The organism is Marinobacter sp. MIT932201, assembly GCF_047123295.1.
Taxonomy (GTDB): domain Bacteria; phylum Pseudomonadota; class Gammaproteobacteria; order Pseudomonadales; family Oleiphilaceae; genus Marinobacter; species Marinobacter salsuginis.
On record NZ_CP138917.1, the window covers coordinates 1,848,313 to 1,866,268 of the forward strand.

Here is a 17,956-nt window from a genome sequence, read left to right on the forward strand (position 1 = left end):
TACGGCGGCAATTATTGCGTGAGTGCCGCCAGTTTACGTTTGGCCTCTTCAGCCACGTCACCACCGGCTTCGGCGGCCTTGCTGTAATAGGCAATGGCTTCATTTCGATCATTCTGTTTTACCGCGACATCGCCGAGTCGCAGGAAGGCGATGGATGTGGGAACGGTTTCATTGGCTTTGATGAGGTTTTCCCTGGCCTTGTCCAGATTATTGAGTCTCAGGGCATTCAGGCCGTTGTAAAGGCGGTATTTAAACATTTCGGGATATAGCTCCACGGCCTTCTCAAAGTCGGCAGCGGCTTTCTCGGCTTCCTTCTGCTCCTGATAGATTCGACCGCGCAGCGCGTAGAACATGGCCTCCCGCGGAAGCAGGCGAATCGCTTCGTTTACTTTGTCCAGGGCAAGTTTCATTTCACCCTTGGAAGCAAGCTCCATGGCCTTGTCGTGGGCCTCGTACGCGGGTTGCAGCGAACGGAGCTTGGCCATCTTGCGTTCATAGACATCCTCTCCCCGATAGCCGCCGGCACCGATCTTCTGAACCAGTTCGCGGTTTTCCTGCACCCTCTTTGCCGAGGGTGGGTGGGTCCCAAACAGACCATCAATGAAGCTGGACTGACGGCCCTCAGAGAGTTTCAGAAAGAGCTCCTGAAGCTCGACAGCCGCCTGCGGGTCGTAGCCTGCCTGTTTCATGTAAAGAATGCCGTAATGATCAGATTCCAGTTCATCTCCCTGGCTGTATTGCGCCAGTGCGAGTTGGGCCCCCAATGCGGCACCACCCATGATCAGCCCGGCCCATTCGTTATCCGAAAGGGCAAAGCCGAGGCCAGCAACGCCGGCACTGATCAGCATGCCCTGTTGCATCCGCTGAACACTGTGTCTGGCCGCAGCGTGAACAATCTCGTGGCCAAGAACCGAGGCAAGCTGAGCCTCGTCCTCGAGTTCTGTCAGCAGGCCGCGATTGATGGCGATCTTGCCTCCGGGCAAGGCCCAGGCGTTGGGCACGCTGCTGTTAAGAACCACGAATTCGTAGGGCAGATCGGGACGATCGCTGACCTGCGCCAGCTTCTGGCCGACCTCGCTCACGTACAGATTCAGCTCGGGGTCGATATAAAACCGGCCGCCCTGGGTTTGCTGTGTGGGCTCGTATTGCTCCGCGCCCATGGCGAGTTCCTGGCTCTCGCCGATCAGCGAAAGCTGCTTTTCGCCGGTAACCGGATTAACCGAGCAACCACTCAGCAATACCGCCAGAGTAACGATAGCGAGGCTGGTTTTGATAGCAGACAGGTTCAAAATGAGCTCCCTTTTCGATGAATCTATGTCGGGCTTCGTTGTAAATCTTTACCCGATTCCTGAATGGCCAGTTTATAGCACATGATTGGTCGTGGGTGGATTACCGCACCGCCTCGAGCGGTGGTGGCGAACAGGTCCTTGGCGTATCATAAGCCCCTGTTCCCGCTCTGTTTCGCCATTTTCAAATCTAGGGCAGCCAATGGGTAATCTTCTCGAATTAATCGCTTTGCTCTGGTTCCTGGTTTGTTGGCTGGGTTATACCGAGTACTCCAAACGCCGCGCCGCCGACCGACCCTGTCTCTCCAACACGCTCGACCTTTATCGGGAAGACTGGATGCGCGTCATGTTGCGCCGGGAAAACCGGATTGCCGATGCGTCGGTGGTTGGCAACCTGGAGCGAAACGGCGCCTTTTTCGCCTCCAGTTGCCTGCTCATTCTTGCGGGTATCATCACTGCGCTCGGATACACCCAGGAAGTGATGGAAGTGTTCAGCACCATGCCATTCGGCACCTTGCCGACCCGGGAAATCTGGGAGCTGCGCATGGTGGTGCTGCTAGTGGTGTTTATCTATGCCTTCTTCAAATTCACCTGGTCCATGCGGATGTACAATTTTGTCTCGGTGATGGTAGGCAGTGCCCCGCCACCGGACGATACCAAAACCAGCCCGGCGGGACGGGAAGCCTTCGCCCGCAGTGCCGGCAACATCTGCAACCTTGCAGGCGACGCGTTCAACCTGGGTCTTCGATCCTACTATTACGCGCTTGCCGTGGTAGGCTGGTTTATCCATCCGATCGTTTTCATGGCGGCGTCCACCCTGGTGGTGATCGTGCTCTACCGCCGGGAATTCTGTTCTACGGCGCTGGAGGCGTTGAGAGCAGGGAAAGTGTTCGAAGAGCCGCTGCCCGGCAAGGCGGAAAACAGCGCAAAACCCAAAAGTTGATCCACAGGTTGAACCTGAATGAACGATGACATCCGACGGAAACGGGTTACCCGTTTTATCGACACACTCAACCAGGCCAAAGAGCTGGGGCTTACCGTTACCGAAGCCAAAAAGGGCAGCCTGACACTGTGCCTGCCATACAGTGACCGGATTATCGGTAACCCGGACACCGGTGTGATTCATGGCGGCGCCATTACCACCCTCGTGGATACCACCTCAGGCTGTGTGATCCTTTGCGCACTGGACGATTTTGAGCTTTGCCCAACACTCGACCTGCGTGTCGACTACATGCGCCCGGCACATCCCAGGAAGCCGGTCTACGCAAGGGCCGAAACCTACCGGGTAACCCGTAACATCATTTTTACCCGGTGCGAGGCTTACCAGGAGGGCGGTGAAACCATTGCCAACTGCGTGGCCACCTTCATGCGTATTGGCAAGGATGCCAGCCCGAAACACTACCGGGATCTGATTACCGGAGGTGAAGAATGACCGATCCTGAAATCCTCCGTTACACCCAGGAAACCGGAGACTTCAGCCGCATGCTGAACAGCATTCCCTACGCCACCTGGATCGGTCTGCAGTGTGAGCGCTTCGGTGACGACCTGATTTTCCGTCTGCCTTGCAAGGACTCCAACCTCGGAAACCCGATCCTGCCGGCCATTCATGGAGGTGTGATCGGTGGTTTCATGGAGATGTCCGCCAACATCTACCTGATCATGTCCCAGGAAAGCCTGCGTATGCCCCGCATCGTCGATTTTTCCCTGGATTACCTCCGTGCCGGTCTCAACCGCGAAACCTATGCCGAATGCCGCCTGACCCGCCAGGGCAACCGCGTTGCCAATGTGATGGTCAGCGCCTGGCAGAAATCCCGCTCGCAACCCATTGCCACTGCCAGGGCGCATTTCCTTCTCGAAGACTGATCCTGCTCGGAACCCGGGGCTTGAAATGCCCCGGTGCGCCCCCACTTTTGCTCAGAACGAACACAATAGCCTGGTGGCGCGGGTAGGAAGGGCTTTCCAAAACCGTGCGGAGCCATGGGTGAAGAGCGAAAGCTCTTCACGGGCAGGCCATGGACGGCCTGCCCAGGACCCTTGTGCGACGCAGGAGCGAAAAGCGCGAGGGGCGGAGCCGAGCGTACATGGATGTATTCACAGCGTGTTTTGGAAAGCCCTTCCTACCCGTGCCGCTCCACGAATCATGAGGTAACTCGGGCGCTGCCATTAGCCCGTTTATTTGTAGCAGGAGACAAAAACGCCATGACGGTTGAGACGCAAAAAGAGACTCTGGGTTTTCAGACCGAAGTGAAGCAGCTGCTTCACCTGATGATTCACTCGTTGTACTCCAACAAGGAAATCTTCCTTCGTGAGCTGATTTCCAACGCTTCAGATGCCGAGGACAAACTGCGTTTCGCAGCCCTGAAAGATGACGGCCTTTACGAGGGGGATCCTGAGCTGAAGATTCGCCTGGATTTCGATGAAGAGGCGAATACTGTCACTCTGACCGATAACGGTATCGGCATGACCCGTGACGACGTCATCCAGAACCTGGGCACCATTGCCCGTTCCGGCACCGCCGAATTCCTGCAGCAGTTGTCTGGTGATGAGAAGAAGGACAGCAAGCTGATCGGCCAGTTTGGTGTCGGTTTTTATTCGGCGTTTATCGTGGCCGACAAGGTGGATGTGTTTACCCGCCGCGCAGGTGCTCCGGTAGAAGAGGGCGTGCATTGGGAGTCCAAGGGCGACGGTGAGTTTTCCATTGAGCAAGTCAATCGGGAAAACCGTGGTACCCAGATTGTGCTGCACCTGAAATCGGACGCCAAGGAATTTGCCAACGGCTGGAAACTGCGCAGCCTGGTGAAGAAGTACTCCGACCATATTTCGTTTCCGGTGGTCATGAAGGCCGAGTCTGAAGAAGGCGAGAAGAAAGACGAGTACGAGACCGTCAACGATGCGACCGCGCTCTGGACCCTTCCGCGTACCGAAATCAAGGACGAGGAGTACAAGGAGTTCTACAAGCACATCGCCCACGATTTTGAAGACCCGCTGACCTGGTCCCATAACAAGGTAGAAGGCAAGCTGGACTACACCAGCCTGCTGTATATCCCGGCCCGAGCGCCTTTTGATCTTTACAACCGGGAAGCGCCCCGCGGCCTGAAGCTGTATGTGCAGCGCGTGTTCATCATGGATGACGCCGAGCAGTTCCTGCCGCTGTACCTGCGTTTTGCCAAGGGTGTGATCGATTCGAACGACCTGTCCCTGAACGTTTCGCGCGAGATCCTGCAGAACGACAGCACCGTGGAAAGCATTCGTACCGCGCTGACCAAGCGGGTCCTGGACATGCTGTCCAAGCTGGCCAAGAAGGATACGGAGCAGTACCAGAAATTCTGGGGTGAGTTCGGCACTGTATTGAAGGAAGGCCCGGCGGAAGATTTCAGCAACCGCGAGAAGATTGCCGGCCTGCTGCGCTTTGCCTCTACCCACACGGGCGAGAGCACACAGAATGTCTCTCTCGATGACTACATCAGCCGTATGAAAGAGGGGCAGAAGAAGCTCTATTACATTACCGCCGACAACTTCACCGCGGCCAAGAGCAGCCCGCACCTGGAAGTATTCCGCAAGAAGGGCATCGAGGTTCTGATCCTTACCGATCGCATCGACGAGTGGATGATGGGCTACCTCAGCGAGTACGACGGCAAACAGTTCCAGGACGTCGCTCGTGGCGATCTGGACCTGGGCGAAGTCGAGACCGAGGAAGACAAGAAGCACAAGGAAGAGGCGGCCGAAGAGCACAAGGATCTGCTTGAGCGCATCAAAAATGCTCTGAACGACCGGGTTCAGGAAGTGCGTGTAACCAACCGTCTGACCGACTCACCGGCCTGCCTGGTTGTGGGTGATTTTGACATGGGTGCGCAGATGAAGAAGATCATGGAAGCCGCCGGCCAGAAAGTACCGGAAAGCAAGCCGATCTTCGAGATTAACGTGGACCATCCACTGGTGCAGCGCCTTGAGAGCGAGAAGGGCGAAGAGCGATTCAAAGAGCTCTCTGCAGTCCTGCTGGACCAGGCCACCCTGGCAAGCGGTGAGCAGCTCCCGGACCCGGGTGCCTACGTTACCCGCCTGAACCGTCTGTTGCTTGAATTGGCCAACTGATAGCCGATGCAGCAGATTATAGTGGATATCAGCATCAGCCCTGATGAGTGGATCAAGCTCTATCAGGGCGTTGCCACCGATGTTCACACCACGGCCCGGGACGGACGCTCCGTCCGCTTCCCGGCCCGTATTCTCTCCCGTTTCTACCTCCGCGATGGAATTCGCGGCAGTTTCCGCATTGTTTTTGACGATGCCGGCAAGTTCTCTTCCATTGAGCGGCTCTAGTCAGCCAGCACTTCATTCATAAATAAAAGCTTTCACAATTTTATTTTTAATTAATTGTATTGGGCGATCGACCTCGCGCTAAGGTGGTGGTGTTCTCGTTAGGCAGGAGCAGATCCATGTCCAATGCAGTGTCACTCAGTCGTTCAATCGCCTGGCCGGACTTTCTAGACATCCTGGCGAGTTACTCAAGTGATTACGCTTGTGCCCAGTAATGGAATGAACCCGCATGGCGTGCGGGAAACCCTATAGGCACACGCTATCCGGGACATAAGAAATACTCAGAGCAGATCGTTTGTTGTGTCCTATAGTTAGAGGTGCCTGAATCAAAGCAGTGTCGTTTTGCCAACCCCAATGAGGAGAGAGAAATGACCGACAACAACAGTGCGGGTGGAAAGTGCCCCGTAATGCATGGCTCGAATACCCAGGAGAAGGCCGACGTAGCCGGCTGGTGGCCTGAGAACCTCAATCTGGACATCCTTCATCAGCACGACCGCAAAACCAATCCCCTCGGTGAAGATTTCGACTATCGGGAAGAGGTCAGGAAACTCGACCACGAAGCCCTTGAAAAAGACATGCACGAGTTGATGACCAACAGCCAGGAATGGTGGCCGGCTGATTGGGGTCATTACGGTGGTCTGATGATTCGTCTGGCGTGGCACGCGGCCGGTACCTATCGACTGGCCGATGGCCGCGGTGGTGCGGGTACCGGTAACCAGCGATTTGCTCCTCTGAACTCGTGGCCCGACAACGGCAACCTCGACAAGGCCCGCCGTCTGCTGTGGCCGCTGAAGAAAAAGTACGGCAACAAGGTGAGCTGGGCTGACCTGTTTATCCTGGCCGGTAACGTTGCCTATGAATCGTTTGGCCTGAAGACGTTTGGTTTCTCCTACGGCCGGGAGGACATCTGGCACCCGGAGAAAGACATCTACTGGGGTGCGGAAAAAGAGTGGCTGGCACCCTCGGACAGCCGTTATGAGGACGTGAACAAGCCTGACACCATGGAAAACCCTCTGGCCGCCGTGCAAATGGGACTGATCTATGTGAACCCGGAGGGCGTCAACGGTCAACCGGATCCCCAGAAGACCGCCGAGCAGGTAAGAACGACCTTTGCCCGCATGGCGATGAATGATGAAGAGACTGCAGCGTTGACCGCGGGCGGCCACACGGTTGGTAAGGCTCACGGTAATGGTGATGCCGATGCCCTTGGACCAGAGCCGGAAGGTGCAGACGTCGAAACTCAGGGCTTCGGCTGGATGAACCCGAACCTCGGCGGCAAGGCGACCAATGCCGTCACCTCCGGTATCGAAGGCGCCTGGACGACGAACCCGACCAAGTTCGACATGGGCTATTTCGATCTGTTGTTCGGTTACGAGTGGCAGCTGACCAAGAGCCCGGCTGGTGCGAACCAGTGGGAGCCGATCGATATCAAAGAAGAACACATGCCGGTCGACCCGACCGACCCATCTGTCCGTCGCAAGCCGATGATGACTGATGCGGATATGGCCATGAAGGTGGACCCGAAATACCGTGCGATCTGCGAGAAGTTCATGGCCGATCCGGATTACTTCAAGGATTGCTTCGCCCGTGCCTGGTTCAAGCTGACGCACCGCGATATGGGGCCGAAGTCCCGTTACATTGGTCCGGGTGTGCCGGATGAAGACCTGATCTGGCAGGATCCGGTGCCCCAAGGCGAGACCAACTACATCGAAGAGGTGGTGAAGGAAAAAATCGCCGCAGCGGGTCTGAGCCTGAATGAGCTGGTCTGCACCGCCTGGGACAGCGCCCGCACGTTCCGCGGATCTGATATGCGTGGTGGTGCCAACGGTGCCCGGATTCGCTTGGCTCCCCAGAAGGACTGGCAGGGCAATGAGCCCGACCGTCTGGACAAGGTGCTCAAGGTGTATGAACAGATTTCGGCCGACACCGGCGCCAGCATCGCTGACGTGATCGTGTTGGGTGGTAACCTGGGCATCGAGATGGCAGCCAAAGCTGCCGGCCATGACGTGCACGTTCCCTTCCTCAAGGGTCGTGGCGATGCGACCGACGAGATGACGGACGCAGAATCCTTCGAACCGATGGAGCCCCTGGCTGATGGCTTCCGCAACTGGCAGAAGAAGGATTACGTGGTCAAGCCTGAAGAAATGCTTCTGGACCGTGCCCAACTGATGGGTCTGACCGCGCCTGAAATGACCGTTCTTCTTGGCGGCATGCGGGTGCTCGGGACCAACTATGGCGGCACCAAGCACGGCGTATTCACAGATCGCGTTGGCCAACTGACCAATGACTTCTTCGTGAATCTGACCGACATGGCAAACCGTTGGGAGCCTACTGGCAAGAACTCGTATAACATCGTGGATCGCAAGACTGGTGATACCAAGTTCACCGCGACCCGTGTTGATCTCGTGTTCGGCTCCAACTCCATCCTGCGTGCCTACGCAGAGGTGTACGCCCAGGACGACAACGAAGAGAAGTTTGTGAACGACTTCGTCGCCGCCTGGACCAAGGTCATGAACGCCGATCGCTTCGACGTCAAGAAGTAAACCAGCCGTAACCAGCCGGGCATTCCATTGCGGAATGCCCGGCTACCAACTTCCCGCCAAATTCCCTACAATCCGCTCCGTCTGATTTTTGATCAGCCACAACCTTTACCCCTTTTGATCTAACCTCTGGAGCCTTCATGCGAATCATCCTTGCCCCGATGGAAGGGCTGGTCGACGCACCTATCCGCGAAACCCTGACCAAGGTTGGCGGGATAGATCGGTGCGTAACCGAATTCGTTCGCGTGACCCATGGCATGCTGCCTCCGAGAGTGTTCTATAAATACGCCCCCGAGCTACACAACCGGTCACTCACTCAAGTAGGTACCCCCGTTGCCGTTCAGCTATTGGGTTCAGACCCTCATCAGATGGCACGCCATGGCGTGCGGGCTGCGGAACTTGGCGCTACTCAGGTGGACATCAACTTTGGCTGCCCCGCCAAAACCGTGAATAAACACAAGGGCGGCTGCGTGTTGATGCGGGAACCGGAGCTCATGCACGAAATTGTGGCTGCTGTTCGTCAGGCGGTGCCTGGCCATGTGCCCGTTACCGCCAAGATGCGGCTGGGCTACGACGACCGTTCCATGGGCGTGGCCTGTGCCCAGGCGCTGGAATCCGCCGGTGCCGAAGAGATTGTTATCCATGCCCGCAGCAAAGTGGACGGCTACAAACCGCCGGCCTACTGGGAGGAAATCGCCCGGGCAAGGGAGGCGGTAAAAACCCACATCATTGCCAACGGCGAGATCTGGACGGTCGCGGATTACTGGCGATGCCGTGAGGTGTCCGGCTGCGATGACGTGATGATTGGCCGTGGCCTGATCGCGCGGCCAGACCTCGCCCGCCAGATCAAGGCCAGCCAGCAGGGTGAAACCGTGGCTGATATGACCTGGACGGAGGCCGTGGCGCTGGTTCGCGAGTACGCGACCGTTCTCCAGGGCTGGCTTGAGGACCGCTATGTGACCGGTCGCATCAAACAGTGGCTCAATTTTCTCCGACAGGGTTTTGCCGAGGCAGAAGCACTCTGGCCAGAGGCCCGAAAAATTCGTCAGGTGGCGCCCATGATGGCATGCCTCGAGCAGCCGGTTATCCTGACAGGCACGCGCGCAGCCTGACCCAAATCTTCCCAAGTTGGAATTTCCGCTGGTGACACTGGTATCAACGGTGTTTTCGCTCGTATCTATACTGGTACGAACAAAAAAGCGACTGGGAGGACGAGCAACATGTTTCCAGGACTATTCCGTTATGCTCTGGCGAGTGCCGGAGTGATTGCCTGTATGCTTTTGGTTGCGGCCTTGCCCGCCGCAGCTGATGACCATGTGGTGAAGGTAACCCCCTTGGGTAGCCACGATGGTGAATTCTGTGGCCGTGACCGGGCGCTGGTGTTTGAAGATCCGAACGGCACCCGGATTCTCTACGATGCCGGCCGAACCGTCGCCGGGCCAGACGATCCACGTCTGGGCAAGATCGACATTGTGCTGGTTTCCCATATGCATGGGGACCACGTGGGTGACCAACGAATCAGCAAGACAAACCAGGGCACCTGCGGGTCCCCGGACACCGGTGTTTCAACGCTGCCACAATCCAATACCGTCGATATTGCAGTGAAACACAACGCAAAGATCGTGACAGGCAGTGAAATGCCTGCCTTTTTTGCCGCCAAGCTCAGGGACGCTGGCGGTGATCCCGCCAACTCCATGCTGGTGCGTTTTGGGGGCGAACGTGAGGTTGGCGGAGTGGCGATTACCACGGTGCCTGCGGTTCACAGCAACGGCGTTTCGCCTTCCTTCCTGACCGGTCCATTGGCGGAATACCTGGCAGCTGCCGGTGTGGGTGCCAGTGTTGGACCACCAACGGGCTACGTGTTGAAGTTTTCGAATGGCCTGGTCGTTTACCTGTCAGGTGATACCGGTATTACCGCTGAGCAGCAGCTGGTTGTGAGAGATCACTATGGTGCGGGGCTTGCGGTGATGAACATAGGAGATACGTTCACCACCGGACCCAAGCAGGCCGCCTATGTGATCAACGATCTGGTGCAACCGAAGGCCGTCATTGCCTCCCATGCCAACGAGCCGGCCACCTCCGGCGGCAAGGTTCAGGACGGCACGCGCACGGCGTTGTTCCGGGATTCCGTGAACGTGCCGGTCCATGTTCCGCTTAGTGGCCGCACCATGGCGTTCAACAGCATGGCCAGCTGTATATCCGGCTGTAATTGATGATCAACGCGGCAGCCGATCAGTTCTCCATCTCCGGCTGGTAGTTGCCCGAGCGCGCCGCGCCGTTCAGGCGAGCGCGCTTGAGTATCGCCGACTGGGCTTCGGGGCCATTCTCCAGATTGCCGGCCCAGGCTTTCTGGGCCGGCTCCTGAAGCGCACGTCCATAGGAAAAGCTGAGCTCCCAGGGCTGAGGCCCCATGCTGTTCATGGCATTCAGGTTGATAGTGGCTTCTTCAGGAGTTTGCCCGCCCGACAGGAAGAAGATGCCCGGAACCGCAGCCGGTACCGCTCTGCGAAAGACAGCAAGTGTTGCTGTCGCCACTTCTTCAGGCGCGGCCTTTGGGTTCTCCTTGCCCGGTGTCACCATGCTGGGCTTCAGGATCATCTGTTCCAGCTGAACTTTATGCCGGTAAAGGGCTCGGAAAACCTCGCGAATGACCGCTTCGCTCACTTCCGCGCAGCGATCAATGCTGTGATTGCCATCAATCAGCACTTCCGGCTCGACGATAGGCACAATACCCAGGGACTGGCAGATAGCCGCGTAACGGGCGAGAACCTCGGCATTCGCCTCGATCGCCTGCCGCGAGGGCAGGGTGTCTGAGATGTGGAACACATCCCGCCACTTGGCAAACCGTGCCCCCTGGTTCTTGTAGATTTCCAGGCGGTCGTCCAGGCCATCCAGACCAAAGGTGATTTCATCACCGGGGGAATTCACGAGAGGGCCTTTACCCTTGTCGACCTTGATACCTGGCACTATGCCTTTGCTGGCCAGAAGCTTCGGCATGGGCACATTATCGAGGCTCTGCTGGCCGAGTGTCTCTTCAAACAGGATGACCCCACTGATGAATTCCCCGAGCCCGGAAGCCGAAAAAATGAGGCTCCGATATTCCCGCCGCATATCCTCGCTCGACTCCACGCCAACGGCTTTGAAGCGCTTGGCAATGGTGGGGTGGCTTTCATCCGCCGCGAGGATTCCCTTGCCTGGCTGAACCAGATCCCGGATGGTCGTGCTGAGTTCTTCCTGAGTGGTCATAGTGAGCTCCTGATTAATCCTTGAAGGTCTGATTGGTCGTTCGGCCCGCTACCTTATTGTAGACGTTGAATAGCTGTGTGGAATTTGATCTGGGCTAAGGCAGAAGCCTGCACTGTGATTTATGCTTCAACGATAACAACAGGGAAAAGGTAAGCCTGAATATGAAAACCGTTGTCAGTGTCAGCCTGGGATCTTCCGAATACGATTACGATCTGGAGACCGCCTTCCTCGGCCAGCCTTTCCGGATTATTCGAATTGGCACAGACGGCGACCTTTCCCGTGCCGAAGCGGTTCTTGAGTCGGTACACACGCAGGCCGACGCCATTGGTCTGAGTATGGTCCACGATCACTATGAGGTGGGTCGGGAGCAGCTTGAACACCCCGATACCGCTCGCCTGGAGGCCTGTGTGCCTGACAAGCCCGTGACCACCGGTGCGGGCTTGAGGGCGATCCTGCAGGAATGGGCCGTCCGCCACACCCAATCCGAACTGGGGCATTTTTTCGACAACGCCCGTGTGCTGTTTATGAATGGGCAGGCCGGTTATCGAATTGCCCGGTCCCTCTCGGAACACACCGACAACCTTTTCTTTGCCGACCCGTACACGGATTTCGGCGTGCCCAGGCTGCTGACTTCCCTGAAGCAACTGGAAACCTACACTTCGCTGACGGCTCCGATCATGTTCAGGCCGGCAGCCGTGAAAGCGGTAGAAACCATTCTCCGCACACCTTTGTATCGTCTGGGTGAAAACCTCGTAAAAGGCTCATTGCACCATGCCGTGGCCGATTCCCACGTGATCGTAGGCGCCATCGGAGACCTGGAGCATTTCACGCAGAAAGAGCTGGATGGCAAGACCATCATAACTTCGCGGGTTACTGACTCGGCGCTCGACTGGATGCGGTCCCGCCGGGTTGCCATGGTCGTTGACTACAGTCCCTGGCTGGAAGGCCGACCCCTGGGCGTGAATGTGATGGAGGCGATGGTCAGCGCCGCGCTCTCCAGAACACCGGATCAGCTGGGACCGGACGATTATCTGGATGTTATCCAGAGTCTCGGTATTGAGCCACGAATCCTGTATCCGGATGGCTACCGTCGGGTGAACCGGTTTGCGTTTGTTATTCATCCGCTTTCCCAGCAATACCTCACCAAGACGCCGCCGCTGGATTGGGTTGCCGATGTTTCCCCTCCTGTTGTGATGAACCTGGTGGAAAAGGCCATCGCCTATTCACCACCGTTTATTTATTCGAAGGTGTCCGGAATCCGGTCACCGAATGGCGATGAGGTAGAGGGCTGGCTGATTACCGTGGGTGGCACCCCCCGGGAAATCATGGCCCACGGGCCGGAATTTACCTACGCCCGGCTGTTGCAGGCCGCAAAGCTGGCCAAGAAACTCGGGGCCCAGATCATGGGCCTGGGGGCGTTCACCAAGGTAGTGGGGGATGCGGGTATTACGGTAGCCAAGCGGGCACCGCTGCCGATCACAACCGGTAACAGCTACAGCGCTTCCGGCGCGCTTTGGGCGGCCCATGATGCCATGAAGAAAATAGGGCGGGTAAGTATCGGCGCCAGCGGCAAGGCCGCCGGCAAGGCGATGGTGGTGGGTGCTACAGGTGCCATCGGCTCCGTCTGTGCACGATTGCTGGCCAAGGCAGTGGATGAGGTCTACCTGGCGGCACCGGAGCCGGCGAAACTGCTGGCGCTCAAGGAAAGCATCGAACAGGAAACGCCCGGAGCCATCGTGCATGTTGCCGGTTCGGCCGAACGCGATCTGGCGGACATGGACATGATCGTCACTGCAACCTCCGGAGCCGGCAAACGCATTCTCGACATCATGAAAGTGAAGCCGGGTTGTGTGATCACCGACGTAGCGCGCCCCCTGGATATTCCGGCAGAAGACGTGGCAAAGCGTCCGGATGTGCTGGTGATCGAATCCGGCGAGATACAGCTACCGGGCGACGTACACATGAAAGACATCGGCTTGCCCAAAGGTATTGCCTATGCCTGCCTGGCGGAAACCATTGTGCTGGCCCTTGAGGCGCGTTTCGAGAACTTTACCCTGGGCCGAAACATCGAATGGGAGAAAGTGCGGGAGATCTACAAGCTCGGCCTGAAGCATGGCATGAAACTGGCCGCCATCTCCGGGGTGAACGGTGTGTTCACCGAGGAGGACTTCGAACGGGTTCGAACCCTGGCGGCCAGTGCAGAAGAACCTCAGGAGCAAGAACCTCAGGCAGAGGGATCGAGCACACCGGCGTAGCGCACTCCGCTGAGCAGGGCCATCTCCCGATGCCAGGTGGACAGGTCATCGATATTCAGTTTGCTGAGGCTGTCATGGCCGCAGGCCCTTGCCATTACCTGCATCAGTGAAACCGAGGCCTCAAGGAAGTTCTGCAGCTGTTTGGCCGACTGGTCCACATTCAACCGCTGGCGCAGATCCTTGTTCTGGGTTGCGATGCCAGCGGGGCAATTATTGGTGTTGCAGATACGGGCAGCAACACAGCCGATGGACTGCATGGCACTGTTGGCAATCGCAATGCCGTCTGCACCCAGGGCCATCGCCTTCACGAAATCAATGGGCACCCGCAGGCCGCCGGTCACGATCAGCGTGACTCGTCCGCTGGCGCCGCGATCATCCAGATAGCGCCGGGCGCGAGCCAGGGCCGGAATGGTCGGCACACTGATGTGGTCGCGGAAGATTTCGGGCGCAGCGCCAGTTCCGCCGCCACGACCATCCAGAATGATGTAATCGGCGCCGGCATCCAGCGCGAACTTTACATCCCGCTCGATGTGATTGGCGCTGAGTTTGAAGCCCACAGGAATTCCGCCGGTGATTTCCCGAACATGGCTGGCGAAGCGCTGGAAATCCTCGACCGAGCGCAGATCCTCGAACGTGGGTGGTGAAATGGCAGATTCACCCTCGGGAATGTTGCGAACCTGTGAGATCTTGCCGGTATTCTTGTTGGCCGGCAGGTGACCACCGGTACCGGTCTTGGCGCCCTGTCCACCCTTGAAATGGAATGCCTGGACTTTCTTCAACAGCTCTTCTTTGTAGCCAAACTTGGCGCTGGCCAGTTCATAGAAGTAGCGTGAGTTTTCCTGCTGCTCCTCCGGTAACATGCCGCCTTCGCCGGAGCAGATCCCGGTGCCGGCAAGCTCGGCGCCCCGGGCCAGGGCAATTTTTGCCTCCTCGGACAGAGCGCCGAAGCTCATGTCCGAAACGAAAAGGGGCATGCTAAGGGTGAGGGGTTTGCGGGCTTCAGGTCCGATCACCAGTTCCGTTGATACTTCGGCGTCATCGGCCAACGGTTTGCTGGCCATCTGGGCCACCATTAGTTGCAGATCGTCCCAATGGGGCAGGGTGTGACGGGGCACGCCCATGGCGGTTGTTGGGCCATGGTGGCCCATGTTGCTCAGGCCCTCGCGCGCTAACTGGTGAATAAATTCAACCGTCGGCTCGTCCTTTGTCGATTTGGCTTTTGGAGCGTCACCGGACTGGCTCTCTTCGTCGCCATCGTCGTCAGAATCAGGTGCCTCCTTGCCAACCTGATCATCGCTGAACTGCTGGTGGGTGCCGTCACAGTAGGGAGCGCTTCCGGTCTGTTTGCACTGGCACAGAACCGCTTCTTCGTCTTTTTCCGCCTTGAAGACCTTGGGTTTGAATCCGGTGTCTCCATGGGAACCGTCGCAGAATGGCTGGTTATTGGAACGACCACAGACGCAAAAGGCGTATTCTTCGCCCTTTTTGAGACTGACTTTCTTGGGCTTGTTATCAGCGATCACCGGATTGCTCATTGCAAAGCTCCTTGTTTGGCGTATGCCGGTAAATGTACAAAGGTGTACGGGCATCAAACGCAAATAGGCTACTTGTAATGACCAAGTGTGGGTCAGAAATGCTGTCAGTGCTATTCCGTTCGCCAATTTCGCTCCAGCAATTCGTGTTCTTTCTCTGGGCCAATTGGTGGCGTCGCCATCATGCGGTCGAGTTGGTCGTCAAGTACGCTTCCTCCGCTGGCTGTCCGGTAGCCGTCGCTTGCAACTGCCTGACCTGTTTCCACCTGAACTCGCTGTTCCCAGTTCCCCGAATGGGTGCGACAGGCGATCTGCTCCGACCCATTGCTGTGGGTCTCTAACCGGAACTGCCGACACCATTCACCGGATTGGTTTCTGAAGGTCAGTCGAGGTGTAAGTTCGATGCTGGCATTCACAGAATAGGTTTCTCCGCTGGGGCGGCTGTCCAGTGTCGCCGCTACCTCTGACCATACCGGATTGTCCGCGGTTGGCATGGTAAGCCACTGCGCCATCGCGAACCCTGCGACCACGGCTGCTGCAATGGCTTTACCTGAATGCCCGCGCAGTCTGCGCCACCAGGGAAACGATACAACATTGCTATCCGTTGGCTTTGGCGTCTCCTGATTATCCTCAGCGAGCATCCTGGTGACTGATTCGGGCAAGGGACGGTCATCAATGTCGCCGTAGTGGCTCTTTAGTTCCGAATCAACGGCCGCAAGCTCCGCCAACCGGTCGGTAATGGATGGGTCCGTTGCGAGCCGCTCCCTGACAGCTTCCATTTCCGATGGGCTCAGTTCACTGTCCAGAAATGCTGACAGTGTTTCGTCTGTAATCTTCATGACTCGCTCCTCAAGGTTGCGGGTGACAGAGCTTCGCTCAGGGCTGCCCGGGCACGGGCCAGCCGGCTCATGACAGTGCCTTTGGGCACCTCGAGTATTTCCGCCACCATCTTGTAGGGCATTCCCTGGATAGCAACGAGAGAAATGATCTGTCGCTGGTCTTCGGGAAGGCGCGACATGGCGGCGTCCACACGGCTCCACTCGATCTTTTTCGTTGTCTGATGCTCGCCATCGGTCACTTGCCCATCGCTTAACTCCGGATTTTCGGTGGCATCCCGACGAACCTTTCGAGCTCGACACTCGTCTATCCAGACATTGCGGCATATCCGGAAGGCCCATTTCGTGAGATCGACATCACTGGGCATATCGCGGGTCAGGATTCTCTCGACGGTATTCTGCAAGAGGTCATCGGCATCGGCCATGGAGCCCGTCAGGGAGTACGCAAACCTTCTCAGGGCTGGTAGTAGATCCTTGAGTTCCTGTTGCATAGTTCTTTTTCAGAGTTGAGTGTATGGGGAAGACGATCCGGCCCGCGTTTTATTCCATGCGTCAGGGAATTTTTTCCAGTTCAGGCCGTTAGAGTAAGTGAAACAATCCAGAAAATGGACGGTAACCATGAAGCCGCTTTTTAAATTGTCGATTCTGTCAGCTGTGGTCATGTGTTGGGCGCCGTTATCTGCGACCGCGCTCACTGCGGACGGACTGATCAACAACCCGGCGAGCGGTATTACCCGACAGATGGAGCGAAACGCCGAGCGGCTGGCGGAGCGGGCAGCGACTCGTCGAGCAGAGCAACAGGCTGAGAACCTCCGGAGTGCCCTCAAGTCGCTTCCGGATAGCCTTCCTGTCTACACAGTATCAGGGCAAAAAGCGTTTAATGAAGTCGTGCAGGAGGATGGCTTCAGGGCTGTAGAGAGACAATGGCTGGTGACCGGCACGCCGGAGGACATCAATCGCCTGGACCATCCGGGGATCACCGTTCTGGAACGTACAACCTTATCCCGGCTTGGCATGATCGTGGCCAGATTCCGGGTTCGTCCGGACCTGGATTCATACGAGAGTCTTCGCAAGCTCTTGCCGGAACTGGCCGACAGCCTGGACCGAAACCACGTATACAGCCCGCGGACAGGTCCATCCGATTCTTCGGAAGTGCCTGACGTTCGATCGGGTGTAAGCCTGTGTGAGGAGCCGGTCAAAATTGGAATGATCGACACGTCCGTGGCAACGGAACACCCCGCTTTTGGTGCAGCCCGTATAGTCGAACAACGTTTTTTGTCGCTGGAAGGGAGTCGCGGTGAACTGGTTCCTGTAAAACGACATGGTACAGCGGTCGCGGGCCAGTTGGTTGGCAGGCAGGGTAGCGAAGGGGAGGCCAGGCTGCCGGGCGCGACCCTTTTTAACGCCTCGGTTTTTTACTCGCGGACAGACAATCTCTCCGGAGCCACGCTCGTGCATTTGCTGAAGGGTTTGGACTGGCTGGCGACACAGGAACCATCGGTGATCAATATCAGCCTTACCGGTGCCGATAACCGGCTACTGGAAGCGGCGGTCAGACGACTTGCCAAGCAGGGTACGTTGTTGGTTGCTGCGGTTGGCAATGAGGGGCCCGCCGCGTCACCGCTGTTCCCGGCGGCGTATTCTGAAGTGATTGGCGTTACCGCAACCTCCCGCACAGGTGAGCTCTACCGATGGGCAAGTCGCGGAGAACACGTGATGTTCGCAGCCCATGGTGTTGCGGTTAGCGTTCCTGACCCGGAGGGCGGCCTGGCGACGGAGAGTGGCACTTCACTGGCCGCTCCTGTTGTTGCAGCTGCCCTGGCCTGTGAAGCCAATGGCAGTAATCCACAGAAGGCCGTTGAGGTTTTGATAGACCAGGCTCGGGACCTGGGTGAGCCTGGTCGGGACAGTCTTTTTGGTTTCGGTTTCCTGCCGTATTGACTTGCC

15 protein-coding genes are annotated in these 17,956 nt (G+C 57.4%); 10 read left to right on the forward strand and 5 right to left on the reverse strand.

Annotation, left to right across the window (positions count from 1 at the left end):
• Positions 1–11 precede the first annotated feature (11 nt).
• The gene (locus SIC15_RS08310) at positions 12–1,289 is read right to left on the reverse strand and encodes a M48 family metalloprotease (protein ID WP_412537431.1); all 1,278 of its coding nucleotides are present in this window, start codon (positions 1,287–1,289) and stop codon (positions 12–14) included.
• 199 nt (positions 1,290–1,488) lie between these two features.
• Here SIC15_RS08310 and SIC15_RS08315 point away from each other — a divergent pair, with 199 nt between their 5' ends.
• From SIC15_RS08315 to SIC15_RS08350, 8 genes are all read left to right on the forward strand, one after another.
• A complete protein-coding gene (locus SIC15_RS08315; protein WP_136629693.1) occupies positions 1,489–2,229 on the forward strand; it encodes a DUF599 domain-containing protein in 741 nt (246 codons plus the stop codon).
• Between the two features lie 18 nt (positions 2,230–2,247).
• The gene (locus SIC15_RS08320) at positions 2,248–2,718 is read left to right on the forward strand and encodes a PaaI family thioesterase (protein WP_412537432.1); all 471 of its coding nucleotides are present in this window, start codon (positions 2,248–2,250) and stop codon (positions 2,716–2,718) included.
• Entirely contained in the window at positions 2,715–3,149 is a 435-nt protein-coding gene (locus SIC15_RS08325) for a PaaI family thioesterase (protein WP_069184632.1), read from the forward strand. Before SIC15_RS08320 ends, SIC15_RS08325 begins: the two co-directional genes overlap by 4 nt.
• 336 nt (positions 3,150–3,485) lie before the next feature.
• Positions 3,486–5,378 (forward strand): molecular chaperone HtpG, encoded by a 1,893-nt coding sequence (gene htpG, locus SIC15_RS08330; RefSeq protein ID WP_412537433.1) that lies wholly within the window; start codon positions 3,486–3,488, stop codon positions 5,376–5,378.
• Positions 5,379–5,384: 6 nt separating this feature from the next.
• The gene (locus SIC15_RS08335) at positions 5,385–5,603 is read left to right on the forward strand and encodes a DUF2835 domain-containing protein (protein ID WP_008172004.1); all 219 of its coding nucleotides are present in this window, start codon (positions 5,385–5,387) and stop codon (positions 5,601–5,603) included.
• 365 nt (positions 5,604–5,968) lie between these two features.
• A complete protein-coding gene (katG, locus tag SIC15_RS08340; RefSeq protein WP_069184634.1) occupies positions 5,969–8,143 on the forward strand; it encodes a catalase/peroxidase HPI in 2,175 nt (724 codons plus the stop codon).
• A gap of 137 nt (positions 8,144–8,280) precedes the next feature.
• Entirely contained in the window at positions 8,281–9,252 is a 972-nt protein-coding gene (locus tag SIC15_RS08345) for a tRNA dihydrouridine synthase (RefSeq protein ID WP_136629697.1), read from the forward strand.
• A 108-nt stretch (positions 9,253–9,360) separates the two neighbouring features.
• Positions 9,361–10,353: an MBL fold metallo-hydrolase gene (locus SIC15_RS08350; protein WP_412537434.1), complete on the forward strand. Its 993-nt coding sequence runs from the start codon at positions 9,361–9,363 to the stop codon at positions 10,351–10,353.
• Positions 10,354–10,372: 19 nt separating this feature from the next.
• Here SIC15_RS08350 and SIC15_RS08355 read toward each other — a convergent pair whose 3' ends face one another.
• Positions 10,373–11,386 carry a class I fructose-bisphosphate aldolase gene (locus SIC15_RS08355; protein WP_412537435.1) on the reverse strand — a complete coding sequence of 338 codons (1,014 nt, stop codon included), beginning with the start codon at positions 11,384–11,386 and terminating at the stop codon, positions 10,373–10,375.
• 161 nt (positions 11,387–11,547) lie between these two features.
• Here SIC15_RS08355 and SIC15_RS08360 point away from each other — a divergent pair, with 161 nt between their 5' ends.
• Positions 11,548–13,641 (forward strand): dehydrogenase, encoded by a 2,094-nt coding sequence (locus SIC15_RS08360; RefSeq protein WP_412537436.1) that lies wholly within the window; start codon positions 11,548–11,550, stop codon positions 13,639–13,641.
• Here the strand turns inward: SIC15_RS08360 and SIC15_RS08365 are convergent.
• From SIC15_RS08365 to SIC15_RS08375, 3 genes are all read right to left on the reverse strand, one after another.
• The gene (locus SIC15_RS08365; RefSeq protein ID WP_412537437.1) at positions 13,611–15,176 is read right to left on the reverse strand and encodes a glutamate synthase-related protein; all 1,566 of its coding nucleotides are present in this window, start codon (positions 15,174–15,176) and stop codon (positions 13,611–13,613) included. The genes SIC15_RS08360 and SIC15_RS08365 overlap by 31 nt on opposite strands.
• Positions 15,177–15,286: 110 nt before the next feature.
• Positions 15,287–16,012, reverse strand: coding sequence for an anti-sigma factor family protein (locus SIC15_RS08370; protein WP_412537438.1), 726 nt, complete (start codon positions 16,010–16,012; stop codon positions 15,287–15,289).
• On the reverse strand, positions 16,009–16,500 hold the full coding sequence (locus SIC15_RS08375) for an RNA polymerase sigma factor (protein ID WP_412537439.1): 492 nt from the start codon (positions 16,498–16,500) through the stop codon (positions 16,009–16,011). The genes SIC15_RS08370 and SIC15_RS08375 overlap by 4 nt, the downstream gene beginning before the upstream one ends.
• Before the next feature lie 127 nt (positions 16,501–16,627).
• Between SIC15_RS08375 and SIC15_RS08380 the strand changes: the two genes are divergently transcribed.
• Positions 16,628–17,950: a S8 family serine peptidase gene (locus SIC15_RS08380; protein ID WP_412537440.1), complete on the forward strand. Its 1,323-nt coding sequence runs from the start codon at positions 16,628–16,630 to the stop codon at positions 17,948–17,950.
• The last annotated feature ends 6 nt before the right edge of the window (positions 17,951–17,956 follow it).